Genomic DNA, 26,588 nt, shown 5'->3' with positions numbered 1-26,588 from the left:
CATGGCAAAAGATCAACAGCAGACAAAACCACCTCCATGGGACTGGAGAACGAAACATTTTTGGACAGAAGGTTGGGGGTCCCTATTCCTAGCCGTTTTTATCGCCCTGTTCATTCGTTGGGGCTTTGTTGAAGCCTATGTCATTCCGTCAGGATCCATGCTTCCGTCTTTGTTGATTCACGACCATATTTTTGTGAACAAACTGACCTATGGTTTGCGCGTTCCATTCAGCGAAAACTGGATGGTTAAGTTCAACGAACCAAAACGTGGTGAAGTGATCGTCTTTAAATATCCTCGCGATATGAGCACTTTCTTCATCAAACGTATCGTGGGCGAGCCCGGCGACAAGATTTATTATGAAAATGGAACTTTGTACGTAAACGACAAACCTGTTGAAAAGAAAGTTCCTGCGAATCAGGACGACTTCAATTGGTTGCGGGATGCTGACTTTACTCGTGACGGTAACGTGAACGATGCAAAGTCTAACTACGTTGAATTCACTGAAGCTTTGCCTCCGGGTAAAGAGGGCGGCGAAGGAAAAGACCATTCGATCCTGCTTCGTAAAGGTGATTTCTACGAGACTTTCGGGCCTGTTGTAGTTCCGGCTGATCACTTATTCGTGATGGGTGATAACCGTATGAACTCTATGGACAGCCGTGTATGGAGCTTCTTGCCAAAGCAAAACATCCTGGGCCGCGCGATGTTTGTATGGCTTTCTTGTGAAGAAACTATTCCAGCTTTGCCAATGATCTGTAATCCATTGACGATCCGTTGGACACGCTTCTTCCATCCAGTTAATTAATAAATGAATCCAGAAAACCCAGCACAGAAAAATCTAAAAGGAACGTGGAATCAGGCGATTCTAACGTTCCTTTTTCCTATTGTGCTGGTGATGGGCGTTCGCTGGGCATTGTTTGAGCCCTTCGTGATTCCGTCCGGAAGTATGATCCCCAACTTGTTAGTGCATGATCATATCCTGGTAAAAAAATTCGCTTACGGATTGCATTTACCGTTCAGTGATAAGTGGATGGTTCAGTGGTCACAACCTGAACGAGGTCAGATCATCGTCTTTAAATATCCTGAAAATCCAGACGTGTATTACATCAAGCGCCTGGTGGGATTGCCGGGGGATGAAGTTGTCGTTAGGGCGGGGAAGATCACGATCAACGGGCAAGAGCTTCCTCTGGAAAAATTTGAATCTACGCAAAATGAAAGTGGTTTTACCTACTTTACCGAAACGATGGAACCTGCGAGCCACATCATTCGCTTTATGGACTTCAAATTTGATGACGATGCGACTCCGCAAGTTTTCAAAGTTCCTGAAGGCAATTACTTCTTCATGGGTGATAACCGCGATCAATCCAGCGATTCTCGAGTATGGGGATTTGTTAAAAAAGACTATATCGTGGGTCGCGCCTGGGCCATTTGGCTTTCCTGCGAAAGCACTTTGCCGACTATGACTTTCATGTGTGATCCGGCTCAGATGCGCTGGTCGCGTCTGTTTCAAGTTCTTAAGTAATTGAAGCTATTTACAGTTTTTAACATTTGATAAAATAGTGGGTGTAAATTTCACTATTTATGCGCTGCAGTGTTTCCCGGGGCAATTTGTGGTATCTACCCGCAATCTATTAACAAAATCAATCCTGGAGATATCATGAAATTGGTTTCTTTTATTGCGGCTCTTTTGACTTCTGTAAGTGCCTTGGCAGCTAGTTCAAACTACACAAACCTTGATGACAAGTCTAACTACGTTGAGGCGGTTTCAGCTTCGAACCAAGATGGCGTTATTTCTTTGCGCGTGGTTGTACAAAGTGTTGGTCAATCAGTTGTTCCAACAGCAATCGTTGCTGACCAAGCAGGTGGCTTTCAATGTAAAGTGATCAAAACTTTGTTGTTGGAAAGCTCTTACGACGCTTCTTCAAAAACCTTCACGCAAGCTTACGAGACTAAAGTTATCTGGACTCCAGGAAACGAAAACAGCGGTTGCTTGGTTCATATTAGCCACCCATCTTTGAACAACACTCGCGCTGTGATCTATATGGAAAATAAAGACGTAAATCCTTCTCCAATCAACGAAGGCTACGACTACTAATAGCAATCCGCCACACTGATTTCTTCTGCGTTACAGCTGCCTCGGAGTACGAGGAGTACGCCTTCGGCAGCTGCGCCTTGTGTAAATCAGTGTGACAGATTGCTAGTTTTTTCGTATTTCCAAAAAAGCTATCCGCGATCGCAAAAGTTAGTTAAGATTTTTTTATGACTCGTTGGCGAGAATACTTAACAACTCTAGTGATCGCGGTTTTTTTTGCGCTATTCGTGCGCAGCTATCTGGTCACGGCTTATAAAGTGCCAACGGGCTCCATGCAGCCCACGTTGAAACCCGGGGATTTTATTTTTTCTTCCCGCGTTTCCTACGGAGTTCGACTTCCATTCACCGATAAAATTTGGGACATCACACCTCCAGAGAGAGGTGATTTGATCGTCTTCACTTACAGCAATCAGCCAGGCATTTCCTATGTAAAGCGCGTGATCGGTTTGCCGGGTGATAAGATTGAAATCAAAGATGGCCGAGTGATTTTAAATGATCAATCCCTTGAATATGTGAAGGCTGCAGATAATACCGTCGACAACCCAAATCCGGGATTGTTCGAAGTCTTTGAAGAGAAATATCAGGATTCATCTTGGAGAGTGATCTTTCAAAAGCAGATGGAAGGTAAGGATTTTGGACCCATCATCGTGCCTCCGGATGAAGCCTTTATTCTGGGAGACAATCGTGATGCGAGTGACGACTCGCGCTATTGGGGTTCCGTTCCGACCTCACAGATTGTGGGCAAAGTCGTTTTGATCTGGCTCTCTTTGGATTGGCAGGAAAAATGGGGCGGAGACCGCTATCCTACAGTGCGTTGGAACAGAGTTTTTTCCACCGTTCATTGACATAAAACCCTCTGCCTTCTAGGCTGTTCTTCTAGATGTCATCTAGAACTCAGCACTCCATTCTTGATTTAGTTAGCCTTGAAAAAGAAAAAATCGGTCGTCTATTTTCAACGGCAGATCAGTTGGCATTGAATCCATTTTTACCATCGAAGGGCTTCGGAAAAACCGGAGCCCTTTTGTTTTTTGAAGCCAGCACTCGCACCAGAATGAGTTTTGAAACGGCCTGTGCCCAATTGGGAATTCATCCCATGTTGCTGGACGGAAAATCCGGCAGCAGTTTGGAAAAAGGCGAAACTCTTGAAGATACGGTGCTGAATGTTGCGGCGATGAAGCCCGCCTTCGTGGTCATTCGTTCCGGCGATGAATTGGATTTCAAATCTCTTGCGGCAAAATTGGAAATGCCGGTGATCAATGCAGGTTGGGGTAAAAAAGGCCATCCCACGCAAGCTCTTTTGGATGCGTACACCATTCGCAAGCACTTGGGAAAAATCGAGGGGCAGAAAGTTTTGATCGTCGGTGACGCTCGTCACAGTCGGGTTGCCGCCTCTCATTTGGAGCTCGCAAAAAAGCTGAACTATCAAGTGGCCTTCTGCGGTCCTGAAAATTTCCTGCCTGAGACTTCAGGAATCAAAATATTTCATTCTCTGTCCGAGGGATTGAAGTGGGCGACTGTCGCCATGGCTTTGCGTGTGCAGCTGGAACGTCATCAAGTTAAATATTCATTGGAAGATTACCGTAAAGACTTTGGTTTTACGGTTGAGAATTTGAAAGCTCTTTCGGCAAACGCACTCATCATGCATCCCGGTCCTATTAATCAGGGAACGGAAATGGATGCTGAGGTTTTGCAGAAGGATTCTCGTTGCCGTGTTTTGGATCAAGTCAGCAATGGCGTTTTGATTCGTCAGGCGATTTTGCTAGAAGTTTTGGGGGGATTATGAAGGGTTGGCTTGTTTTAGAAACGGGCGAAGTTTATCAAGGCGCTTGGCAGGGCGGTGAAAACCGTGCTGGTGAAGTGGTCTTTAACACTTCTCATTCTGGTTACGAAGAAATCGCCACGGATCCTTCTTACTTTTCTCAAATCGTGGTGATGACGGCTCCCATGCAAGGTAACTACGGAATTGAAGACGAAGCTTGGGAATCTCGCCAGCTTTGGATTGAAGGTTTTATTTGTCTTGAGATCCAGGATTCAGAGCGCGATCAAGCCTGGAAAAAACGTCTGACCGATAATAAAATTCCTATGCTGACGGAGCTGGACACTCGTCATTTGGTGATGCGCCTGCGTAAGGGTGGAACTCCTTGGGGCGCGTTGGTTCAGGCGAATGATGAAACTCAGGCGAAATCATTAGCTCAAGCTTTGATTGATAAAAAGAAGCATTTGGATAAAGACTGGGTTTATTTGGCATCCAGACAGCAGTCGGAAGTTCGTCGTGGCGACAATATGGTCGGTCCACGCGTCGCCGTCTTGGATTTTGGAAGCAAAGAAAACATTCTGCGTGAACTTCAACATCGTTGCTCGGAAATCAAAATTTTCAATAGCCGCAGCTCCGTGCAGGAAATCATGGATTACAACCCCGACGGTATCATGCTAACTAACGGTCCCGGGGATCCTGCGGACGTGAAGGTGGCGATCGGCACGGTCAAAGAGCTTTTGGGTGTTAAACCGATCTTTGGTATTTGCATGGGGCATCAGATCCTGGGACTCGCTTTGGGTGGTAAAACCTATAAGCTAAAATTCGGGCACCGTGGCAGCAATCACCCGATCCAGGATACTATTTTGAATCAAATCTATATGACCAGTCAGAATCATGGTTATGCCGTCGATCAGGCCACATTGCCTGAGGATGTCAAAGTGACGCACACCAATCTAAATGATGGCACTGTGGCAGGTTTTTATAGTGAAAAAAGAAAGTGTTTGGGAATACAATATCATCCTGAAAGTTGCCCAGGCCCGCATGAAGCGAGTGGCCTGTTTAGTTATTTTGTAGAGCGGATGATATGAACGAATACGAAAAGTTAATCGAAAAGATTTTAAATCATTTTGTTAGCGAAGCCTTCAAGGATGAGTTGGCAATGGCCAAAAAGGAATTCTTTGAAAATGCCGGGACTCTTGATGAAAACTCCGAGCATTTTGAATCCCGCATGGCACAGTTCTATGACTGGTATTTCTTCACGCGCGAACTAAAAGGTTTCGGACAAACTCCCTTGGATGCTTGCCACCTGGTTCGTGAACTTCGCTTTACTCCCGAAGAAGTGCAGTTGATCGAGGTTTTAAAAAAACATCGTCACTCTATCTTTGAATTCAATAAGATTAAAAACGGCGACGTGTATATCAAAGACTTGATGGCGAACAAAAAGTTGGTCGTTAAGCAGTCTCCGTATGTTTTCGGATTTGATCCCGATGAGTTGTTTGAAGTGCGTTTGATTCCTCACGGGGAGTCTTACATTTTCACTCGCGGTTTCTGCTTCCATCCGGAAAGTGCGAAAAAGTTTATTTTGAGCGAAGTGAAGCGCCATCGCAAAGATCCGGATTTGGATCCTGATCTTATGATGCTTCGTTTGATCAAGATGAGATACAAGTTTGAGCAGTACAAGCATGTGAAGCCCGAGATGATCTATTCCAACGAGGGAAAGCTCGGTATTTAATTTATTGTTTTTTAAACTCCGGTACATCCGGAGTTTTTTTTGAGCGCAGTTCGAAGTTTTAATGTTTTTTGCTAAGGGGGGAAGAGTGCCACGTAAGTCCGATATTAAAAAGGTTTTGATCATTGGTTCGGGACCGATCGTAATTGGACAGGCCTGCGAGTTTGATTACTCCGGGACTCAGGCATGTAAAGCTTTAATGGCAGAAGGCCTTGAAGTTATTCTGGTGAATTCCAATCCCGCGACGATCATGACGGACCCTGAAATCGCAACCCGCGTTTACGTCGAGCCTTTGAAAGTCGAATATCTAGAAAAAATTATTGCCAAAGAAATGCCCGATGCGGTGATCCCCACTTTGGGAGGTCAGACGGCTCTGAATCTAGCATTGGATCTGCACGGCAAAGGGATTTTGCAAAAGTATAAAGTGCAACTTTTGGGTGCTACTCCGCAGGTTATCAAAGCGGGCGAGGATCGCGAGATCTTCAGAGGGCTTCTTGATAAAATCGGTGCGCGCTATCCAAAAAGTCACTTGGTTCGTACTTTTGAACACGGAATGCAAATCGCAGACGATCTAGGCTATCCAATGATTCTCCGCCCGAATTACACATTAGGTGGCGGAGGAGGCGGTATCGCTTACTCTCCGGAAGAATATAAGAAAATGTTGGTGGGCGCTCTTCATGAAAGCCCAACTTCCGAGGTTTTAGTTGAAGAAAGTATCTTGGGTTGGAAGGAATACGAACTTGAAGTCATGCGCGACTACAAAGGTTCTTTTGTTGTGGTTTGTAGCATTGAAAACCTGGATCCGTGTGGCGTGCACACCGGTGACAGTATCACGATCGCTCCCCAGCAAACATTGAGTGATCGTCAATACCAGGCGATGCGCGACGAAGCTTGCAAGATCATCAATGAAGTGGGAATTCAAACGGGCGGAGCTAACATTCAATTTGCGGTACACCCGACAACTCACGAGCGTGTGGTGATCGAAATGAATCCACGCGTGAGTCGTTCTTCGGCATTGGCAAGCAAGGCTACCGGATTCCCGATCGCTAAAATTGCGGCACTTCTTTCAATTGGCTACAGCCTTGAAGAAATTAAAAACGATATCACACAAGTAACCCCTTCTTGCTACGAGCCCGCACTGGATTATGTCGTTACCAAAATTCCTCGTTTTGCATTTGAGAAGTTCCAAGGATCTAAAGACTCGTTGACGACGCAAATGAAAAGCGTGGGCGAGGTCATGGGGATCGGTCGTACTTTGCAGGAATCTATGATGAAAGCTTTGGCGAGTCTAGAGGCGAGCCCGCAGGCAATTCCAGAAGTCGAACTTGAAATCGGTAAAATTTCCTATCCAAACAGTCTTCGTATTTATCAACTATTTCAAGCCTTCCGCGATGGTAAAACAGTGGCAGAAATACAGGAGCTAACAGGAATTATTCCTTACTTCCTGGAGCAAATTGAGGGATTGATTAAGTTTGAAGTTAAATTTAAGCGTGAGTTCAATGAAGGTAATGTCGAGCTTTTGACTGCAGCGAAACGCAAGGGTTTCACAGATGCTCGCTTGGGTGCCTTGCTGGGACAAAATGCAAAGTACATTCAGACTTTGCGTGAAAAGCATCAGCTTTTCCCTAAGTATTCTCAAGTGGATACTTGTGCAGGTGAATTCGAATCATCTACGCCATATTTCTATTCTACATATTGGGCGCAAGAATCTGCTGAAGTGAATGCTAAAAACGCTGTTGTTATTATCGGCAGTGGTCCCAACCGTATTGGTCAGGGGATCGAATTTGATTACAGCTGTGTTCGCGGCGTCAAAGCATTTAGAAAAAGCGGCACAAAAGTTATCATGGTGAATTCGAATCCAGAGACGGTTTCGACTGATTACGATACTTCAGATGTGTTGTTCTTTGAGCCCTTAACTTCGGAAAGCTTGATCGAAATCATGCGCTTTATGAAGCCACGTGGTTTTGTAGCACAATTGGGCGGTCAAACTCCTATTAACGTTGCTCCAGAATTAGTGGCGGCGGGATACGAGTTGTTAGGTTCTTCGCTGCAAACAATTGATTTGGCGGAAGACCGTGGTTTGTTCACAAAAATCTGCCGTGAATTGAATTTTGAAATTCCCAACTCTGCCATGGCAGGATCTCTTGAAGTAGCCTTGGCTAGTGAGAAACAAGTAGGTTATCCGATGATCTGCCGACCAAGCTATGTTTTGGGTGGTCGTCGTATGGAAGTGATCGAAAATCGCGATGAATTGATTTCTTACTTCCAACGTCACGGAGATTATATCTCGACTGATAAACCTTGCATGATGGATCAATTCTTGGCGGGTGCCTTGGAAGTGGACGTCGATTTGGTTCGTGGGGTTGATTGGACACTGGTCGGTGGTGTGGTTGAACATATCGAAGCCGCAGGCGTGCATTCGGGAGACTCTATGGGAGTGCTTCCGCCACACCGTCTGAAAGACGAAACATGTGATCGCATTGAGCAATTAAGTGTGCAGCTGGCGAACCGTATCGGAGTGATTGGACATTTGAATTTGCAACTCGCTGTAAAAAACGATGTCGTTTACATGCTTGAGGCAAATCCGCGTAGTTCTCGTTCGGTTCCATTCGTTGCAAAAGCGACGGGTATTCCTTTGATTGATTTGGGTGTGGCAGCAATGCTCGGCAAAAAAGCCAAAGACCTTCAATTGGACAATTTGAAATGGAGAAAAACCAATACCGTGTCTGTTAAAGGTGTTGTCTTCCCGTTCAAAAAATTCCCAGAATCAGACTCGATCCTGGGCCCTGAAATGAAATCGACAGGGGAAAGCATGGGGCGCGGAAAAGATTATTCTGAAGCTCTTTGCAAGGCCTTCCTTTCAAGTAACATAAGACTTCCAAAAATCGGCCAAGTTTTCTTTTCGCTGCGTGATAAAGATAAAGAGGCGATGTTGCCGTTGGTTAAAGAACTTCAGCGCATGGGTTACGGCGTTTCTGCAACGACGGGGACAGCGGCCTTTTTTAATGACAAGGGTGTTAACTGCCTGTCTTTAAGAAAAGTCGATGAGGGGCGCCCGCATTGTGTGGATAAAATTCGCTCTGGTGAAGTGGCTTTTGTTATCAATACGACTTCAGGTCGTCGTGCGATCGAGGCAAGTTTCGACATTCGTCGAGCATGCACGGACTATAATATCCCCTGTCTGACAGAAAGTGATGCTGCCGAGGCCTTTGTTCTTGCTTTGAAAAATACCAGAAATGAGTCATCATCTGTCGAGGCACTGCCTTCGATGGAGGTCTTTTGATTTCATTTCCGCGCACGTTCACTAAAGTTATCAGCGGCGTTCTTGCGATCGTCGCGTTGAGTGCATCGGTTGCAATGGCGGCCGATAAAATTCCGGCTCAAATGACCATCGGGATGATTCCCGGTGGAGATCCCAAGAAAGAATCTGAACAGGGGATTGCGTTAGCTCAAGCTTTGCAAACTCGTCTGGGGATTCCAGTGAACATGTATATTTCCAAAAATTATGCCGGCTTGGTTGAGGCTATGAAAAACAAAAAGGTCGACTTTGCGTTTTTCTCTTCTTCAACATATGTATTTGCGGAAAAACAGGCGGCCGCGAAGGTTCTTCTTAAGAAAGTATGGCAGGAGCCTTATTATTATTCGGCGATTATTGTCCCGACGTCTTCGAAGATCAAAAAATTGGAAGATTTGAAGGGTAAGAAAGTTGCCTTCGTCGACGAGCAGTCTTCATCTGGGTATTTGTATCCAAAGATGGCTTTGCGTAATAAAAAAATCGAAGATAAGGACATCAAAGTCCAGTTCACTGGTAACCATCAAGCTTCCATCAAGGCGCTTGAGTCCAAAGAAGTTGATGCGGCCGCAGTATTCAGTGACGATGAAAAAGGTAAGCAGGGTGCGTGGGTAAAATTCGGTGACCCCAAAACCAAAATGCGAATTCTTTGGATGAGCTCGCCTATTCCAAACGATCCGTTCTGTGTTCGCCAGGATTTCTATGATGAATATCCCAAAGTAACCCATGATATGATGTTTGCTTTGATCGATATTCTGGAACAATCCGCGGATAAGAACACTTATTCTGAAATTTTAGGATCTCGTGACTTGATGCCAGCCACTTCTAAACAGTATGATCCTGTTAGGGAGATGGTAAAAGCTTTGAATATTGAGCTGAAACCATAATGCATCAATGGAAGTACTTCAGGTTGAAAAGTTAAATAAGACCTTCAAAGGCGGTCTCTTTGAAAAAGATCGCCATGTTCTTCAGGATATTTCCTTTCACCTTCCTCAAGGTGAAACAACAGGGTTCGTCGGAAGCAATGGTGCCGGAAAAACCACGACAATTAAGTGCATTTTCGACTTCATTCGCCCCGACAATGGCAAAATCCATTTCTTTGGAGAACCTTTAAACAGTAAATCTAAAACCCGTATTGGTTACCTCCCTGAGCGTCCATATTTGTACGAGTTCCTGACGGGAATGGAATTTTTAAAACTGCATTGGAATCTTTGTTTCGGTCTGACCCAGAAAGACTTTGTTGAGCGAGCTCACGAAGCCCTTAAAAAAGTGGACCTGTTTGATGCCAAAGACCGAAGGCTTCGTACCTATTCAAAGGGCATGTTGCAACGGGCGGGTATTGCCCAAGCTATTCTCACTCGTCCAGATTTGATTATTTTGGATGAGCCAATGTCGGGCCTGGATCCCGATGGACGCGCAATGGTGAAAGATATTTTACGTGAAGAGCAAAAAAGGGGAGTGACTCTTTTCTTCAGCAGTCATCTTTTGCAGGATATGGAAGAATTGTGTTCACGCCTGGTTGTCGTAAATAAAGGTAAAATTCTCTATGAAGGAGCTTTGCCGCAGTTTATGTCCGAATTCCAAAGTCTGGAAAAAGCGTTCCAAGTTCTAAAAAATCGCGAGGCAAAAAATGTCTAAGGTGTGGACTTTAGCAAAAACCACTTTGCGTGAAATGCTTCGTGAAAAGATTTTTTTCGTAGTGATAGTTATTGCTGCGATCATGATCAGTATGAGCTTTCTGTTGGGTGCATTGTCTTTTGCAGAACAAAAAAAGATTTTGGCTGATTTCGGTTTTTTGGCGGTACAAATCGCATTGCTCGGAATTTCTCTGTTCTCTGGCGCTTACTTAATTGCTAAAGAAGTTGAAAAGCAGACTTGCTTGCTAATTTTATCCCGACCAGTCACCCGCGATCAGTTTATTTTAGGTAAAGTCTTTGGGGTATTAGCGCTTAACACTCTTCTGATGGTTTTATTGGGAATCATCCTTTCATTCTTGTTGGGCGTGTGGAATGAACCTAAGCAGTGGCTTGCTTTTACCGAGATTTGCCTCAGCCTGTGGTTCGAAAGCTCGGTCATTCTGGCATTTGCGATGTGGGCAAGTCTCGTGGTCAGACCTGTTTTGGCTTTAAGTGCGGGGATCGTTTTATTTCTTTTAGGACATTGGCTTGGTGATTTGGCATTTTTCGCTTCTAAGAGCCAAGAACCCATGTTCGTTACCATCGTAAAAGGACTTCATTGGATCGTTCCTAACTTATATCGTCTTAACTGGAAGTCAGCGTATTTCCTTCAAGAAGGAGTGCCGGGTAAGGACGTGGTGTGGATGGTTGCACACATGACTGGTTGGTTTATTATCTATGTTCTGCTAACGAATTTCAGCTTCAGGAGAAAAGACATTGTCTAACTTCGATTTATTTTATTACGTCGTTTTCTTTATATTTGGAGCTCTGTTTGGCAGCTTCGGCAACGTGGTAATCTATCGTTTGCCTCGCGAAGAAAGCATCGTTAAGCCGCGCAGTTATTGCTACGGCTGTAAAAAACAAATCGCCTGGTATGACAATATTCCGATCTTTAGCTGGTTTATTCTTCGTGGAAAGTGTCGCAATTGCGGTGCTAAGTTCTCGTTTCGCTATCCAATGGTGGAAATCATCATGGGCGTTATGTTCGCTCTTTGCTATCACTATGCGGGCCTTTCCTGGGATCTGATCGAATATCTTCTCTTTGTTTTCGGCCTAGTGATTTGCACCTTCATCGACTTAGACCACATGATCTTGCCGGATGAATTCACTCTTTCAGGTATTGTGATTGGTTTGATTGGCGCTTGGCTGAACCCGAATCGTGAATTTTTGGATTCCTTGTTTGGTGTATTAATGGGGGGCGGGTTCCTTTGGGGTATGGCCTACCTTTACTGGATATTTACCAAACAAGAAGGCATGGGTGGGGGAGATATTAAACTCTTGGCCTGGATTGGTGCTTTGCTTGGATGGAAAGCGATTCCTTTCGTGATTATGTCATCGGCCATCATCGGAAGTATTATCGGACTTGCTGCCGCAAGAAAACAAAAAGCAGGACTAAAGACCGTAATTCCTTTCGGTCCTTACCTCGCTCTTGGAGCTGTTCTTTACCTATTTGGTGGGCAGACGATTGCGGAGTGGTACCTAGACCTTTTTCTGCCTGGATTAAGCTAAAGTCTACTGGACCCCTGGTTTGACATTCACCTTACGACCAGAAATAATTTACTATGTTAGACCTGGGTCTAAAGACGTAAGTCTTTAAAAAGACATTGAAGTGGTTCAACTGGGGAAGCAGCTAGGGATGTTTTTTAAATCTAAAAAAGTAATCGGACTCGACATCGGTACGAGTTCAATTAAATTAGCCGAAATGGATATTAGTGGTAAAGGAGCCCAGTTACTCTCCTTTGGTTTTGCGCCAACGCCTCCCAATTCCGTTTCTGGTGGTGAGATCGTGGATATCGCAGCCGTCGGTATCTCCATTCAAAACCTGATCGCAGAAGTAAAATCCAAACGTAAAAATCTCGCAACAGCTATGTGGGGAACTGCGGTTATCGTTAAGAAAATCACGATTCCTAAAATGGACAAAAAACTTGTTCGGGATCAGATCCGCTTCGAGGCTGAGCAATATATTCCTTTTGATATTAACAATATCAGTCTTGCGCATCACATTCTTTCGACAAGTGCCAGCCCGGACACGATGGATATCTTATTGATTGCGGCACAAAATGAATTAGTAACGCAATACACACAAGTCATTGAGTTCAGCGGTTTGAAATGTTCCGTTCTTGATGTGAGTGGTTTTGCTTTGGCGAATTCATTCGAAGTCAATTACGGCAAATTCCCAGGTGAAGTTGTCGGTATTTTGAATTTCGGAGCTTCAATTACTAATTTCGTGGTGCTTCAATACGGCGAGGTCATCTTCTGCCGTGATATCCCGGTTGGTGGCGCGAATTATACAAATGAAATTCACAAAGCTATGGGGGTCACCGTAGGTGAAGCTGAAGCTTTGAAATTGAGTGCAGTTTCTCGTCGTGATGTACCTGACGAAGTTCACAGTGTTATCAGCGCGACTAACGAGGCCGTGACTGAAGAAATTCGCAGCAGCCTTGATTTCCTAAGTGCCACAACTAACGGACTTACTTTGAATCGTTGCTTCTATACGGGCGGCAGCTCACAAACATCGGGCTTGATTGAAACAATCTCCCGCGTGACGGGCATTCCCATGGAGCCATTTAATCCGTTTGCGAAAATCAAAGCGAACCCAAAGAAATTCTCTCCAGAATACCTTGCGCAAATTAAAAACTTCGCAGGAGTAGTAACCGGCCTGGCACTTCGCCAGGAAGGGGATGGCGCATGATTAAAATTAATCTCGCCTCCAATCAAGTTGGTACAAATGCAGCCCTTGGCGCCCAGTTTGGCGATGTCATCCTTGAAGATGGCGGTGGAAGTGATGAGGCCCGTAAGGAGGCCCTGAAGCGCTTGGTAATTTTGTTGATACCGGCTCTGGGTCTTTATGCTTACCAAGAGCAACACGTCCCTGAATTGCAGGCACGTCTCGGTTCTTTGCAGACCACTTTAAGCGAGCTTGAAAATTACAACTCCAAGCAAGCTGCATCCGTGGCTGAAATTAAAAAGTTTAAAGAAGACGAAGCTATTATCGAAGCCCGTATTTCAGCACTGGATAAGATTTCCCGAGATCGCTCCCGCGAAATTCGCGTCATCGATCTTATGCAACAAGTGATTCCGGAAAAAGCTTGGTTAACTAAGATCACATTGAATCCCGATCGTATGAATGTTCAGGGCTTGGGCTTAAGCGACTTTGAGGTTTCACAATTTTTGGAAGCTCTCACCAAGAGCGTATTCTTAATGGACGTAAACCTTGTCAATTCGACGGAAGTGACCCTGGATGGAATGATCCTGAAAAAGTTTGAAATCAGCGCCGTATTGGAGAGAACACCATGAATAAGTTCTTCGATACTCTTGCTGGCTTCACTTACGGAAAGACTTTCGGTCTAGGAATCGTCGTGGGCGCGCTGTTTTATTTCACCCTCTATGACGATGGCTCTCAGGTCGAGGCGCAAATTGCGGCCATTCAGCAACAAGTTCAAGAACAGGAAGCCAAAAAGAAAGACACGGATGCGACTTTGAAACAAGTCAACGAGATGCGCGAAAAACTCGGACGACTGAGTCAGCAGTACCAGGAAATTTCTCGCCGACTTCCGACGGTTTTATTTTCTATCGATATCAATAAAGCGATCGATGGATTTGCCCGCGGTGCTGGTGTCAGCGTAAAGATCAAAAAGCCAGGGGAGAATATTAAACGCGAAGTCGTGGAAGAAGTGCCGGTTGAGGTGACTCTCGAAGGCAGTTATGCCCAGCTAGCTCAGTTCGTATCGTTGGTTTCTTCTTCCGAGAGAATGGCGAGAGTTAGAAATATAACTATTTCGGATCAAGATAGCACTGATCCGACAAAGAAATTAAAGTTCGAAGGTTTGGTTGTGGGTTATAAACTTGCACCTGAAAAAGAGAAAACGGAGAAGCCGCAGTGAAGTCCGTAAGATGGATGATGTCTTACATTATAGTTGCCGCATTAGGGCTTTGGTTGGCATTTGCTGTCAGCGCGAAGTTTATGGCACCTGCGCATTCTCAAGAGCAACCGCCGGCAGCCCCCCCAGCTCCACCGTCTGGTGGCCCTAGCAACGGAGACCTGCCACCTGAATTTATGAATGAAGTAAATCAGGCGCAACCAGGTGGAGCTCCCCCGCCGCCAGCGAACCTTCCACCGGACGCGAATGCGCAAACGGCACCACCAGCAATTCCTGCTCCACCTCAAGGTGCTTCTATGGAACCACCAGCTATGGGTGATGCAGTTACAGCGCCGAATGCGCCGTCTATTTCAGATATGTTGTCTAAAGACAATTACGCTTACGATCCAAATGGCAAACGTGACCCGTTTAAGCCGTTTCGAATTATCAAGGCGACGAAAAAGGAAACTCCTGCTGATCAGCTCGAGCCTTTGCAGCGATGGGATTTGGAACGTTTGCAAATTGTTGGTATCCTTTGGGATGTAAAAACACCTCGCGCGATGATCAGAGATCCGGATGGTGGCGTTTACACAGTCGTTAAAAGTTCTAAAATGGGCCGAAATGATGGATATATTTCGGCAATTCGTGAGGGTGAGATTGTTGTCATCGAGACAAAATACGATGAAGACAAACCTATTAAAGAATCTCGCATCATGGAATTTAAAAAATAATCTCTTAAGGGGAGGTACTAATGAACGGATTCATTAGACTAATGATCGTAGCAGCAATGATTGCATCTCTCACTTCATGCGCCAGCCGTCCAGCGCAGGACGATCTATCTTTAGAGGATGGTTTGGATTCCTCTGCAGGAGCTGAGCTCAGTCTTGACGATACGGGCAGTTCAGACGCAGTGGCTGAAGCTGATGCGGCTCCTGTTGATGACACAGCGGCAGCGCCAGCCGATGCCGGAGGAAAAGACGAGTTCGCAGACTTCGATAACTCTCCGGAAGATCAGGCTCATCAAGCTGGTCAAAGTGAACCACAAGGTGGAAACCTTGAAGACGAGTTTAACCAAGCTGATGGCGCAGCCCCTCAGCAAGCGCAACAGGATGCTCCGGCACCAGTTGATGCTGGTCCCGTTGAAATGCCACCGATCGTAGACACAGAACCACCAGCGGCTCCTCAGGTTGCGGATATTCCAGAGCAGCCAGCAATGGAAGAAGCTCCTGCTCCTGAAATTCCACAAGCACAAGAGCCGGCTCAAGCTTCTACAAGCCAGGGTCGTCCTGCGACGATCACAGATTTGCAATTCAAATCAAATGAAAATGGTGGAACTGTCGTAGTTTCTGGAAATCGTCCTTTAACCTACACGACACGTACGAATCCGGATTTGCACCAATACATCGTTGAAGTTGAAAATGCGATTCTTCCAGACCGCTTGAAGCGCTCTCTGAACACGAAAGACATCCGCGGTGCCGTGGGTGCAATTGATGCCTATCAAAACCCCGGCTCGACGACAGCACGCTTCGTGATTCAACTTCGTGACGGTGTTGCAGAGCCCGCAGTTCAGAACGAAGGTAATTCCCTTTTGATCGTAGCTGCAGGAGCCGCCGCAACATCACAGGTTGCAGCAGGTGATGCTGCTTCCGGCGCATCGTTTGATGAGCATGCTGTGGGTGGAGATGGAAAAATCCTCCCTAATCAAAATTTGACGGAATTCTTGACTGGCAACACGCAATTCTACGGTAAAAAGATTTCCATCGAGACAAGCAATATGGATATCCGTGACGCCCTGAACTTCATTACTGAAGAGAGCGGCGTGAACATGGTTATTTCTGACGAGGTCAAAGGAAACGTCAGCCTGAAATTGCGTCAAGTACCCTGGGACCAAGCATTGGTCGTTTTGATGAGAGCGCGTAAGCTTGGTTACACTCGTCAAGGTAACGTTCTAAGAATCGCTCCATTGGGAGACTTGCGCACAGAGGAAGACGATGCAGCGAAACTGGCTTTGGCTCGTAAAAATACCGAGCCATTGAAAGTTCGTATGTTCAATATTAGTTACGCCAAGGTTGATGAGCTCGAGAAAAAATTGAAAGATTTCTTGGGCGAGCGCGGAAGAGTCGTAGGTGATTTGCGTACGAATTCTGTGGTGGTGACTGATATCGCAGAAAACCTGGATCGCGCGGCTAAATTGATTGCATCTCTCGACACGCAACCACCGCAAGTTTTGATCGAAGGAAAAATCGTCGAAGCTTCCGAGCGTTTCTTGCGTAGCGTGGGTGTGAATTGGAACGTATCTGGTCAGGCGATCAGCTTGGGCAATACAACTCGTGGCCCGGTGAACATGAGTCCTCGTTTCAACATCAATCCAACGATGGCTCAATCCGGCAACTTTAACTTTAACGTCGACGTCGGAACTCTGGATGTTTTCGGAAGTATTTCTGCGGCACTTTCATTGTCTGAGACTGAGGCAAAGGTTAAGACTCTTTCCTCTCCTAGAATTATGACAATGTCGAATGAACCGGCATACATTAGTCAGACGACAGAAGTTCCAGTTAAGCAGGTTACAATTACGGGGAATTCTAGCCAAGAGACGTATCAATTTAAGCCATTGGCACTGCGTTTGGATGTAACTCCTCAGGTAACTGCCGACGGATCTGTTATGATGAAGGTGAAGGTTGCTCGTCAAATCGCTGGTGCGAAAGAAACCGACGGTTCATTCTCTACGAATAGCCGTGAAGCAGATACGCGTGTTCTGGTTAAAAACGGTCAGACAGCAGTTATCGGTGGTATCTACACGAGCGATGCGACTGAAAACGAAAGCGGTGTTCCTTGGTTGAGAGAAATCCCATTCCTTGGAAACCTGTTTAAAGTCAGCACGGTGACTAAAGATAAGTCTGAACTTTTGGTTTTCCTTACCCCACGTGTGACTGGTCAGCAGGGGGCGGCAGCCAAGAACAATCACGACTCTCAGGGGTCAATGCAATAAGGAGGCAGTGTGAAGAATTTGATATTTACATTATCACTCATTTCTCTTGCAGGCCTGACTTCCTGTACTAGTGCTGAAACTGGCGTGGTTGAAATTTCTGTGACAAGTTCCATGAGATTGGCAATCCCGGCCAAAGGCACTTCCTGCTATGCCACCAAATCTGCGTTGGCAGGGGGAACGGTGGCGACACCGGATGTGGATGAGGCCTATTTCGTTATTCCAAAAATCACCTTTAAAGTTTCAGACGCCGCTAGGGATACGTATATATCAGCGATCAAAATTTATTATACTCCCCCTGGTGGCAGTGAGCAGACTTGCGCCTTTGGTGGAGACCAACTAGCGGCCCTTAAAACAACTTGGTGGAGTAGCGCTAATAAGTACGCACTCATCCCTGCGGGGGCGGCCGATTCTGACAAAGTAACCGACTGCTCTATCCAATGTGGTGGAATCAGCGTGGATGCCAAAAATTTTACGGCATCTGGAACAATTAAAGTTTACGGATATACTCAAGATCCTGACAATGATGACGACACTCAAGGATTCACGGCAACAACGTTCTTCAACTACGGAAGCCAATACTAGAAATTTAGATTCAGAAAAGACGAAAGGCCACCTAACAGTGGCCTTTTTTATTTTTATCTAAAGAGCTACTGCGGAAGGCAGCTGATAGCTGCATACTGCCCACTAGAACCCGTCACAGCATAGCAAGTTTGCCCGTTACTATTCTTAATTTGCACGACATTCATAGTCCCAGAATTGGCACTACTAATAAATGCGGACTGCACGACAGCCCCATCGGCAAAAGTAAAAGTATCAATCGCGGCACCCAGCGGCTTCACCCGCGTCGCCTCCGAAGCATACGCGGCACCTGCCACAATTAAAGCTCCGCCAATAACAACCAACACAGTTTGTTTTTTCATACGTACTCCTTTGGTTTTTAATAAACGATGGATTTCACTGCCCAGATGAACTATAGATCCAGCATGGATTTGTTTTCCTCATCAGCCGCAGCATTAGCCACGTCTCCTCTTTCCGAGATTCTTCGCCCAAAAAACTTGGACGAAATTATCGGACAGGAAAAGACTATTGGATCCCAGTCTAAACTGGGACAGATGCTTCGCAAAGGCTACCTGCCAAGTCTCATTATCTGGGGCCCTCCAGGGACGGGGAAAACAACGTTTGCATTGGCCCTTTCTCAACATTTCAAAGCCCATTTTGAAAACATTAATGCGACCGAGGCGGGAACAAAAGTTTTGCGAGAAATCGGCGAAGCGGGCCATGACCGTCGTCTGCAGTACCAACAAAAAACCATTCTTTTCGTGGACGAAATCCACCGTTTCAACAAAGGACAACAGGACGTTCTTTTGCCATTTGTCGAAAAGGGCGATCTGGTTTTGGTGGGGGCAACAACGGAAAACCCAAGCTACGAGCTCAATCGCGCCTTACTCAGTCGTTGTCGAGTCGTCGTTTTTGAACGATTAAGCGAAGCGAACCTGCGCCAGATCGTCGCCCGTGCCGAGACACAATACAAAAAACCTCTCACAGAAATTCTCCAGCCCGAGGCGATAGAAAATCTTCTGCAATTCTCGGATGGGGATGCCCGCCGTTTAATTAACAGTCTCGAAATTTTGTATAGCTTCATGAAAGACGGCGCAGAATCTCCGCTATCAACTAACGATATGCGCGAACTTCTTCAGCAGAATCCTATCGGCTACGATAAAAATTCGGAAATGCACTACGATCTGATTTCCGCATTCATTAAAAGCGTGCGAGGGAGCGATCCTGATGCAGCGATGTACTACCTCGCGCGAATGCTAGATGGGGGAGAGGACCCGATATTCATCGCTCGCCGCCTGATTATTCTGGCATCCGAAGACATCAGCAATGCAGATCCACGAGCGATTTCAGTGGCGATTGCGGGCCTTCAGGCAGTGGAGGCAATTGGCCTTCCCGAGGGGGCCATCACTCTGTCTCAAGTGACGACCTATTTGGCATCTTGTCCCAAATCCAATGCTTCGTACATGGCCCTTCACAAAGCCCGAGCCCTCGTGGAGCAAACGAAAACGTTGCCAGTGCCTTTGCATTTGCGTTCGGCAAAAACAGCCTTAGCAAAAGACATGGGATATGGTCGTGACTACAAATATCCCCACGATTATCCGACGGGTTGGACAGAGCAATCGTACCTGCCTTCAGAGCTTCAAGATGAAAAAATCTATGAGCCAACGACTCACGGTTTTGAAAAGAATATCCGGGATTATTTAGCGTGGATGAAGCAAAAACGTGCAGAAAATAAAGACAGTTAGAATAAAAAAAGGACCCATGGAGGTCCTTTTTTTATTTCATAATTCGCATTGAAAATTCTCTTAAATGGCCCTTTGTGCGCAAACACAAATACACTCGGCAGATCCTTGGGACGTGTGAGTGTGCTTGGTGTTGGCCGGAATTTCAACGCGATCGCCAGGGCGCAAAACAAACTGGTTTCCTGATATATTGAACAGCATCTCACCAGCAACAACGATGCGAACCTCAGCAAATGGATGGCGATGATCCGGGATCTTCGTTTGAGGAGCATAAGTCTCATCATAGGGTTCCAAGCCCTCAGCCTCGAGAATCATGTGAACTTGTTGTTTGCTAGGCACCAATGGTGCTTGCCAGCGAGTGATAATCATAAAATAAACCTCTTTCGTCAGGCCAGACATCAATTCAACCTTGGGGCTTAGGGGAGTGAATTCCACTTCCCGTGCCGGTCAGAAAGTTATCAAGGTTGCTTGATCTCCGGTTCTTTCTTTATCTCAAATCGGAACATGAGTTACAAGTCACGGCGCGATTGACTCGCCTTGAAACACCTTCCCGAGCTAAAAATCAAATTGCTACAGGATAAGAGACCTGATCTTTCATAAAGTAAAAAATGGCGTTAAGTCCCCCACTCAGATGTCGATACCTTTATTGTTAAGAAAGGCCCGGTTACGGGGAGGGTATTTTGAGCAATTCTAAATCAAAGTCGACACACGCTGAACTTGATCACATCCTGAATTTTGTCGATTCCTCAAAAGGGCTTCGTGCGAAAATGAACGAGACTGGCCGAGTGCAATTACGCCAGGATCTTGATGGAAAACTTTTTACATTCAGTTCTCAAGACGTAAACGAAGTTCTTCACAGAGCAGACTCTGAGGGGAAGGCGTTTCTTCAAGTGAACTTTAAGAATGGCGCAAAAATTCTTTTAACTGAGACTTTGATTGGTTTTAAACCTATTGAAACTCTTGGTTTGGATATGACCCGCATTCCAAAAGTAGTAACCACTCCAGATCTAGTGAGTGTTTATGATGCGATTGAAGAGTCCTTGGGGGCCGATAACGGGAACGATACTGAGGTTGAGATTCTAAAAAAGGTCTACCTTGCAATTATTAGTGGCGGCGAAAAGGTTGGTTTCGATCTAGCTGCAGAACGTAAGTGGTTAAACCGACTTCTTGCGTCTAAATTCAAGGCTTCTGCCTAAATTTAAGTAATTACATATATTTAAATAGTTTTTTCGAAATAAACGAGGTGCAAACCTCGTTTATTTATTAGGCAGAATTCAACCTGCATTAAGTTTTCGAAAAAAAGCTATTGACCTTTTTCGGGGTCTGAGCGAAAACCAGTCCCACTTTGCGGGGGTATAGCTCAGCTGGGAGAGCGTCTGATTTGCATTCAGAAGGTCGCAGGTTCGATCCCTGTTACCTCCACCAAATTTCCTTTTTTAGGACTTTCGTCGAAATGATGAAAAATTAAAAAAGTGATTGACGAGGACAAAATACAGAGTAATATCTGTTCCTCGCGCTGCTGAAAGGCAGCGAATTTTTGTTTCGCTCTTTGAAAACTGAATAGCTAGAAGAAATAGATTTTTGGGCTCTTTGAATACTGGGTAACTAGTATTCACAATTTCAAAATTAAATATATTCGAACAAACAACAGCGTAAAAGCTAGTAGTTTGATTGATACAGAATTTAAACTGGAGAGTTTGATTCTGGCTCAGAACAAACGCTGGCGGCGTGCCTAATACATGCAAGTCGAACGGGGAAAGCTTTCGGGTGAGTACTAGTGGCGCACGGGTGAGTAACGCGTGGATAATCTGCCTTAGAGTGGGGGATAACGAATCGAAAGATTCGCTAATACCGCATAAGACCACAAGAACTGCGGTTCAAGGGGTCAAAGGTTTTTCGCTCTAAGATGAGTCCGCGTAAGATTAGCTAGTTGGTGAGGTAATGGCTCACCAAGGCAACGATCTTTAACTGGTCTGAGAGGATGATCAGTCACACTGGAACTGAGACACGGTCCAGACTCCTACGGGAGGCAGCAGTAGGGAATATTGCACAATGGAGGAAACTCTGATGCAGCGACGCCGCGTGAGTGATGAAGGCCTTCGGGTCGTAAAGCTCTGTCGCAGGGGAATAACACAATGAATGTACCCTGTAAGAAAGGATCGGCTAACTTCGTGCCAGCAGCCGCGGTAAGACGAGGGATCCTAGCGTTGTTCGGAATTATTGGGCGTAAAGCGGGTGTAGGTGGCTATGTAAGTCAGGTGTGAAAGCCTAGGGCTCAACCCTAGAAGTGCATCTGATACTGCGTAGCTTGAGTGGTAGAGAGGATAGTAGAATTCTTGGTGTAGTGGTGAAATACGTAGATATCAAGAGGAATACCGGTGGCGAAGGCGGCTATCTGGCTACACACTGACACTCAGACCCGAAAGCGTGGGGATCAAACAGGATTAGATACCCTGGTAGTCCACGCCATAAACGATGGATACTTGTTGTTGGAGGTATTGACCCCTTCAGTGACGAAGCTAACGCGTTAAGTATCCCGCCTGGGGAGTACGGTCGCAAGATTAAAACTCAAAGAAATTGACGGGGGCCCGCACAAGCGGTGGAGCATGTGGTTTAATTCGATGCAACGCGAAGAACCTTACCTAGGCTTGACATGTACTGGAATATTGGCGGAAACGCCGTAGCTCGCAAGAGTCGGTACACAGGTGCTGCATGGCTGTCGTCAGCTCGTGTCGTGAGATGTTGGGTTAAGTCCCGCAACGAGCGCAACCCCTACATTTAGTTGCCAGCATTCAGTTGGGCACTCTAGATGGACTGCCGGTGTTAAACCGGAGGAAGGTGGGGATGACGTCAAGTCCTCATGGCCCTTATGCCTAGGGCTACACACGTGCTACAATGGTAGTCACAAACTGAAGCGAAGTCGCGAGATGGAGCTAATCGGAGAAAAGCTATCTAAGTTCAGATTGGTCTCTGCAACTCGAGACCATGAAGTTGGAATCGCTAGTAATCGCGGATCAGAATGCCGCGGTGAATACGTTCCCGGGCCTTGTACACACCGCCCGTCACACCATGAAAGTTGGTTGTACCAGAAGTCGCTGCGCTAACCGCAAGGAGGCAGGCGCCCAAGGTATGGTCGATGATTGGGGTGAAGTCGTAACAAGGTAGCCGTAGGGGAACCTGCGGCTGGATCACCTCCTTTCTAAGGATTATGGTGATAGGCGTTTCAAGTTTAACTTGAAAAAAGCAATCACAATCTTAGGTCAACTCACTCTTCCCGAGTGGGTGAGTCCCAAAAATCTATTCTAGCTGTTTAGTTTTGAAAGAGTGAAAACTCTTATACGCATCTAACATGGGCCAGTAGCTCAGTTGGTTAGAGCACACGCTTGATAAGCGTGGGGTCGGAAGTTCGAGTCTTCCCTGGCCCACCAACTTTCAACAAATTGAGTTGGTCTGTTAGAGGTGAATAAGAGATTTTTTGCGCTTGAAGGTTTTCGTTCTTTGACAATTGAATAGATTGATTTAGTTGATTTTTAGCGAGGTTAGTTCCATTTTTTAAAGCTACAAAGGGCTTACGGTGGATGCCTTGGCACTAAGAAGCGATGAAGGACGTGGTAAGCTGCGATAAGCTTCGGGTAGTGGCACACACACTTTGACCCGGAGATCTCCGAATGAGGAAACTCATCATTTTATGATATCATTCACTGAATACATAGGTGTCTGAAGCGAACGAGGGGAAGTGAAACATCTCAGTACCCTCAGGAAAAGAAATCAATTCCGAGATTACCCTAGTAGTGGCGAGCGAACGGGTAACAGCCTAAACCTTAATCATTTATTTGATTGAGGGGTCGTGGGACCGCGATATGGGACCGGAGAGTATAGAACAACAGTCTGGAAAGTCTGGCAAGATAGGGTGATAGCCCCGTGTTCGAAATGCTCGAAGGCTCTAGCGGCATCCCGAGTACCACAAAACACGTGAAATTTTGTGGGAATCTGTGAGGACCACCTCATAAGGCTAAATATTCCTTAGTGACCGATAGTGAACAAGTACCGTGAGGGAAAGGTGAAAAGAACCCCGAGAGGGGAGTGAAATAGAAACTGAAACCGTAAGCTTACAAGCAGTTAGAGCCCCTTACGTGGGTGATAGCGTACCTTTTGCATAATGAGTCAGCGAGTTATGTTTGCAAGCGAGATTAAGCCGTTGAAGGTGTAGTCGTAGCGAAAGCGAGTCTGAATAGGGCGTTTAGTTTGCAGGCATAGACCCGAAACCCGGTGATCTAATCATGGACAGGTTGAAGCGAGGGTAACACCTCGTGGAGGACCGAACAAGTTGAGGTTGAAAACTCTTTTGATGATCTGTGATTAGGGGTGAAAGGCCAATCAAACTGGGTGATAGCTGGTTCTCCCCGAAATATATTTAGGTATAGCGTTGAGTAAAAAGTATCGTGGAGGTAGAGCACTGAATGGGCTAGGGGTCTTTACCGGATTACCAAACCCAAATAAACTCCGAATGCCACAGATATGTTCCTCAGCAGGCAGACGCAGGGTGATAAGGTCATGCGTCGAGAGGGAAAGAGCCCAGACCAACAGCTAAGGTCCCTAAATGCACGCTCAGTGGAGAACGTTGTGGAGTTACTTTGACAACTAGGAGGTTGGCTTAGAAGCAGCAATCCTTTAAAGAAAGCGTAATAGCTCACTAGTCTAGTGACTCTGCGCGGAAGATACAACGGGGCTAAGCGTGTTACCGAAGCTTTGGATTAAGATATTTTATATTTTAGTGGTAGGGGAGCGTTCTAGCGTAGGATGAAGGTTGACCGGTAGGACAGCTGGACGAACTAGAAGTGATCATGCTGACATAAGTAGCGTTGAACTCGGGTGAAAAACCCGGGCGCCGAAAACTCAAGGATTCCTGGGTAAAGATAATCTTCCCAGGGTTAGTCGAGTCCTAAGATGAGGCCAAGTGGCGTAATCGATGGCAAAACGGTTAATATTCCGTTACCTAGCAAATTGTGTTTAAGGAATGACGGTATAGGCTATCTCAGCCTCTTATTGGATTGAGGTGTAAGCGTGTAGGTGGTGTCGTAGGCAAATCCGCGGCACATAACACTGAGGCGTGAATGCGAGGATCTTTGATCCGGAAGTGAGAAAAGCCATGTATCCAAGAAAAGTTTCGTAAATTTAGATTTGTTAGCTCGTACCGTAAACCGACTCAGGTGAGTGGGGTGAATATCCTAAGGCGATGGGGTGAATTTTGGTCAAGGAACTCGGCAACTTAACACCGTAACTTCGGGAAAAGGTGTGCCCGCGAGAGTGTAAGGATTTACTCCCCAAGCTTTTTCGGGTCGCAGAGAAATGGGAGTAGCGACTGTTTATCAAAAACACAGGTATGTGCAAAGTCTCAAGACGAAGTATACATACTGACGCCTGCCCGGTGCTGGAAGGTTAAGAGGATTAGTTAGCGTAAGCGAAGCTGAGAATCGAAGCCCCAGTAAACGGCGGCCGTAACTATAACGGTCCTAAGGTAGCGAAATTCCTTGTCGGGTAAGTTCCGACCTGCACGAATGGCGTAACGACTTCTCCGGTGTCTCGACCAAATGCCTCGCGAAATTGAATTCTCGGTGAAAATGCCGAGTACCCGCAGAAAGACGGAAAGACCCCGTGAACCTTTACTGTAGCTTGGCAGTGATTTTAGAGTTGGCATGTGTAGGATAGGTGGGAGACTTTGAAGCAGGGGCGCTAGCCCTTGTGGAGTCAACCTTGAAATACCACCCTTGGCACCTTTGAAATCTAACCTGCTGCTCTTTACGAGCAGAGGGACACTGTCTGGTGGGCAGTTTGACTGGGGCGGTCGCCTCCCAAAAAGTAACGGAGGCGCGCGATGGTCCCCTCAGCCTGATTGGAAACCAGGCGTCGAGTGCATTGGCATAAGGGGGCTTGACTGCGAGACCTACAAGTCGAGCAGGTGCGAAAGCAGGCCAAAGTGATCCGGTGGTCCCGCGTGGAAGGGCCATCGCTCAACGGATAAAAGGTACTCCGGGGATAACAGGCTTATTCCATCCAAGAGTCCATATCGACGATGGAGTTTGGCACCTCGATGTCGGCTCATCACATCCTGGGGCTGGAGCAGGTCCCAAGGGTTTAGCTGTTCGCTAATTAAAGTGGTACGCGAGCTGGGTTCAGAACGTCGTGAGACAGTTTGGTCCTTATCTTCTGTGGGCGCATGAAATTTGAGTAGACCTGTCCTTAGTACGAGAGGACCGGGATGGACGAACCTCTGGTGTTCCTGTTGTTCTGCCAAGAGCAATGCAGGGTAGCTATGTTCGGAACTGATAACCGCTGAAAGCATCTAAGCGGGAAGCAGACTACAAGATTAGATTTCACTGGGGCTTCGGCCCCCTAAAGACTCCTCGGAGACTACGAGGTTGATAGGCGGAAGGTGTAAGTACAGTAATGTATTCAGCTGATCCGTACTAATAGGTCGTGAGGCTTTTTTAAAAAATATTCTTCTAACTTTAAGTTACGAAGATTTCGTCTCAGTGACTTCCCTTTATTGGGAACGAGAGACTAGCTCTCTGAATAAGTAAGAGAGTTAAAACTTGGAACTAACAACGACTCGCTAAAAATCAATTAAATCAATCATTCAGTTGTCTGAAATAGAAAGTAACTTCTCCATTTGTATTGGAAGTAAGTTGCAAAGAAGAACGACGAAGTATAAACGTACTTCATCTTTGTTTTAATAAACGCTTTGCTGGTGTTTATAGCAGAGGGGCCACACCTGATCCCATTCCGAACTCAGAAGTTAAGTCCTCTTGCGGCGATGGTATTGCATGGGCGACCATGTGGGAGAGTAGCACGACGCCAGCTCTTTTTTACTCGAACCCGGTCTGGAAACAGATCGGG

22 protein-coding genes, 2 tRNA genes and 3 rRNA genes are annotated in these 26,588 nt (G+C 46.1%); 25 read left to right on the top strand and 2 right to left on the bottom strand.

Features of this window, described 5'->3' with window-relative positions:
* The first annotated feature begins 1 nt into the window (after position 1).
* The 18 genes from lepB (DOM22_RS15880) to DOM22_RS15795 all read left to right on the top strand — a co-directional run bounded on the left by lepB (DOM22_RS15880) (position 2) and on the right by DOM22_RS15795 (position 17,973).
* Positions 2 to 802 (top strand): signal peptidase I, encoded by an 801-nt coding sequence (lepB, locus tag DOM22_RS15880; protein ID WP_142701316.1) that lies wholly within the window; start codon positions 2 to 4, stop codon positions 800 to 802.
* 3 nt (positions 803 to 805) lie between these two features.
* Complete coding sequence (gene lepB, locus DOM22_RS15875; RefSeq protein WP_142701315.1) at positions 806 to 1,519, top strand: signal peptidase I; 714 nt, start codon at positions 806 to 808, stop codon at positions 1,517 to 1,519.
* A gap of 135 nt (positions 1,520 to 1,654) precedes the next feature.
* Positions 1,655 to 2,092 carry a hypothetical protein gene (locus DOM22_RS15870; protein ID WP_142701314.1) on the top strand — a complete coding sequence of 146 codons (438 nt, stop codon included), beginning with the start codon at positions 1,655 to 1,657 and terminating at the stop codon, positions 2,090 to 2,092.
* Positions 2,093 to 2,256: 164 nt separating this feature from the next.
* Positions 2,257 to 2,934, top strand: coding sequence for a signal peptidase I (gene lepB, locus DOM22_RS15865; protein WP_142701313.1), 678 nt, complete (start codon positions 2,257 to 2,259; stop codon positions 2,932 to 2,934).
* Positions 2,935 to 2,969: 35 nt separating this feature from the next.
* The gene (locus DOM22_RS15860; protein ID WP_142701312.1) at positions 2,970 to 3,872 is read left to right on the top strand and encodes an aspartate carbamoyltransferase catalytic subunit; all 903 of its coding nucleotides are present in this window, start codon (positions 2,970 to 2,972) and stop codon (positions 3,870 to 3,872) included.
* The gene (carA, locus tag DOM22_RS15855; RefSeq protein ID WP_142701311.1) at positions 3,869 to 4,933 is read left to right on the top strand and encodes a glutamine-hydrolyzing carbamoyl-phosphate synthase small subunit; all 1,065 of its coding nucleotides are present in this window, start codon (positions 3,869 to 3,871) and stop codon (positions 4,931 to 4,933) included. The genes DOM22_RS15860 and carA overlap by 4 nt, the downstream gene beginning before the upstream one ends.
* On the top strand, positions 4,930 to 5,577 hold the full coding sequence (locus DOM22_RS15850) for a hypothetical protein (RefSeq protein ID WP_142701310.1): 648 nt from the start codon (positions 4,930 to 4,932) through the stop codon (positions 5,575 to 5,577). The genes carA and DOM22_RS15850 overlap by 4 nt, the downstream gene beginning before the upstream one ends.
* An 85-nt stretch (positions 5,578 to 5,662) precedes the next feature.
* The gene (gene carB, locus DOM22_RS15845; RefSeq protein ID WP_142701309.1) at positions 5,663 to 8,857 is read left to right on the top strand and encodes a carbamoyl-phosphate synthase large subunit; all 3,195 of its coding nucleotides are present in this window, start codon (positions 5,663 to 5,665) and stop codon (positions 8,855 to 8,857) included.
* The gene (gene phnD / locus DOM22_RS15840; RefSeq protein ID WP_246845689.1) at positions 8,854 to 9,753 is read left to right on the top strand and encodes a phosphate/phosphite/phosphonate ABC transporter substrate-binding protein; all 900 of its coding nucleotides are present in this window, start codon (positions 8,854 to 8,856) and stop codon (positions 9,751 to 9,753) included. The genes carB and phnD overlap by 4 nt, the downstream gene beginning before the upstream one ends.
* Before the next feature lie 7 nt (positions 9,754 to 9,760).
* Complete coding sequence (locus tag DOM22_RS15835; protein ID WP_142701308.1) at positions 9,761 to 10,504, top strand: ABC transporter ATP-binding protein; 744 nt, start codon at positions 9,761 to 9,763, stop codon at positions 10,502 to 10,504.
* On the top strand, positions 10,497 to 11,267 hold the full coding sequence (locus DOM22_RS15830; RefSeq protein WP_142701307.1) for an ABC transporter permease: 771 nt from the start codon (positions 10,497 to 10,499) through the stop codon (positions 11,265 to 11,267). The genes DOM22_RS15835 and DOM22_RS15830 overlap by 8 nt, the downstream gene beginning before the upstream one ends.
* Positions 11,260 to 12,051, top strand: a complete 792-nt coding sequence (locus DOM22_RS15825) for an A24 family peptidase (protein ID WP_142701306.1) — start codon at positions 11,260 to 11,262, stop codon at positions 12,049 to 12,051. Before DOM22_RS15830 ends, DOM22_RS15825 begins: the two co-directional genes overlap by 8 nt.
* A gap of 127 nt (positions 12,052 to 12,178) precedes the next feature.
* Positions 12,179 to 13,234, top strand: a complete 1,056-nt coding sequence (gene pilM, locus DOM22_RS15820) for a type IV pilus assembly protein PilM (RefSeq protein ID WP_142701305.1) — start codon at positions 12,179 to 12,181, stop codon at positions 13,232 to 13,234.
* Positions 13,231 to 13,839, top strand: a complete 609-nt coding sequence (locus DOM22_RS15815; RefSeq protein WP_142701304.1) for a PilN domain-containing protein — start codon at positions 13,231 to 13,233, stop codon at positions 13,837 to 13,839. The genes pilM and DOM22_RS15815 overlap by 4 nt, the downstream gene beginning before the upstream one ends.
* Entirely contained in the window at positions 13,836 to 14,426 is a 591-nt protein-coding gene (gene pilO / locus DOM22_RS15810; RefSeq protein WP_142701303.1) for a type 4a pilus biogenesis protein PilO, read from the top strand. Before DOM22_RS15815 ends, pilO begins: the two co-directional genes overlap by 4 nt.
* The gene (locus tag DOM22_RS15805; protein ID WP_142701302.1) at positions 14,423 to 15,133 is read left to right on the top strand and encodes a pilus assembly protein PilP; all 711 of its coding nucleotides are present in this window, start codon (positions 14,423 to 14,425) and stop codon (positions 15,131 to 15,133) included. The genes pilO and DOM22_RS15805 overlap by 4 nt, the downstream gene beginning before the upstream one ends.
* Positions 15,134 to 15,153: 20 nt before the next feature.
* Positions 15,154 to 17,391 (top strand): type IV pilus secretin PilQ, encoded by a 2,238-nt coding sequence (locus DOM22_RS15800; protein ID WP_246845688.1) that lies wholly within the window; start codon positions 15,154 to 15,156, stop codon positions 17,389 to 17,391.
* Between the two features lie 9 nt (positions 17,392 to 17,400).
* A complete protein-coding gene (locus tag DOM22_RS15795; protein WP_142701301.1) occupies positions 17,401 to 17,973 on the top strand; it encodes a hypothetical protein in 573 nt (190 codons plus the stop codon).
* A 65-nt stretch (positions 17,974 to 18,038) separates the two neighbouring features.
* On the opposite strand, the gene DOM22_RS15790 is transcribed toward DOM22_RS15795, so the two are convergent.
* A complete protein-coding gene (locus DOM22_RS15790; RefSeq protein WP_142701300.1) occupies positions 18,039 to 18,311 on the bottom strand; it encodes a hypothetical protein in 273 nt (90 codons plus the stop codon).
* A 27-nt stretch (positions 18,312 to 18,338) separates the two neighbouring features.
* Between DOM22_RS15790 and DOM22_RS15785 the strand changes: the two genes are divergently transcribed.
* Complete coding sequence (locus DOM22_RS15785; RefSeq protein ID WP_246845687.1) at positions 18,339 to 19,694, top strand: replication-associated recombination protein A; 1,356 nt, start codon at positions 18,339 to 18,341, stop codon at positions 19,692 to 19,694.
* 60 nt (positions 19,695 to 19,754) lie between these two features.
* On the opposite strand, the gene DOM22_RS15780 is transcribed toward DOM22_RS15785, so the two are convergent.
* Positions 19,755 to 20,060, bottom strand: a complete 306-nt coding sequence (locus tag DOM22_RS15780) for a cupin domain-containing protein (protein WP_142701298.1) — start codon at positions 20,058 to 20,060, stop codon at positions 19,755 to 19,757.
* A gap of 311 nt (positions 20,061 to 20,371) precedes the next feature.
* Between DOM22_RS15780 and DOM22_RS15775 the strand changes: the two genes are divergently transcribed.
* From DOM22_RS15775 to rrf, 6 genes are all read left to right on the top strand, one after another.
* Positions 20,372 to 20,887, top strand: coding sequence for a hypothetical protein (locus DOM22_RS15775; RefSeq protein WP_142701297.1), 516 nt, complete (start codon positions 20,372 to 20,374; stop codon positions 20,885 to 20,887).
* A 153-nt stretch (positions 20,888 to 21,040) separates the two neighbouring features.
* Positions 21,041 to 21,116 (top strand) — tRNA-Ala (locus DOM22_RS15770).
* A gap of 260 nt (positions 21,117 to 21,376) precedes the next feature.
* Positions 21,377 to 22,890, top strand: a 16S ribosomal RNA gene (locus tag DOM22_RS15765).
* A gap of 152 nt (positions 22,891 to 23,042) precedes the next feature.
* Positions 23,043 to 23,119: transfer RNA gene (locus DOM22_RS15760), tRNA-Ile, on the top strand.
* Positions 23,120 to 23,242: 123 nt separating this feature from the next.
* Positions 23,243 to 26,183: ribosomal RNA gene (locus DOM22_RS15755) — 23S ribosomal RNA — on the top strand.
* Between the two features lie 252 nt (positions 26,184 to 26,435).
* Positions 26,436 to 26,552 (top strand): 5S ribosomal RNA (gene rrf, locus DOM22_RS15750).
* The 16S, 23S and 5S rRNA genes sit together here with 2 tRNA genes alongside, the layout of an rRNA operon.
* Positions 26,553 to 26,588 lie beyond the last annotated feature (36 nt).

The sequence above is a fragment of the Bdellovibrio sp. ZAP7 genome (assembly GCF_006874645.1).
In the GTDB taxonomy this organism is placed as follows: Bacteria; Bdellovibrionota; Bdellovibrionia; order Bdellovibrionales; family Bdellovibrionaceae; genus Bdellovibrio.
This window is presented reverse-complemented; position numbering and strand designations above follow the sequence as displayed.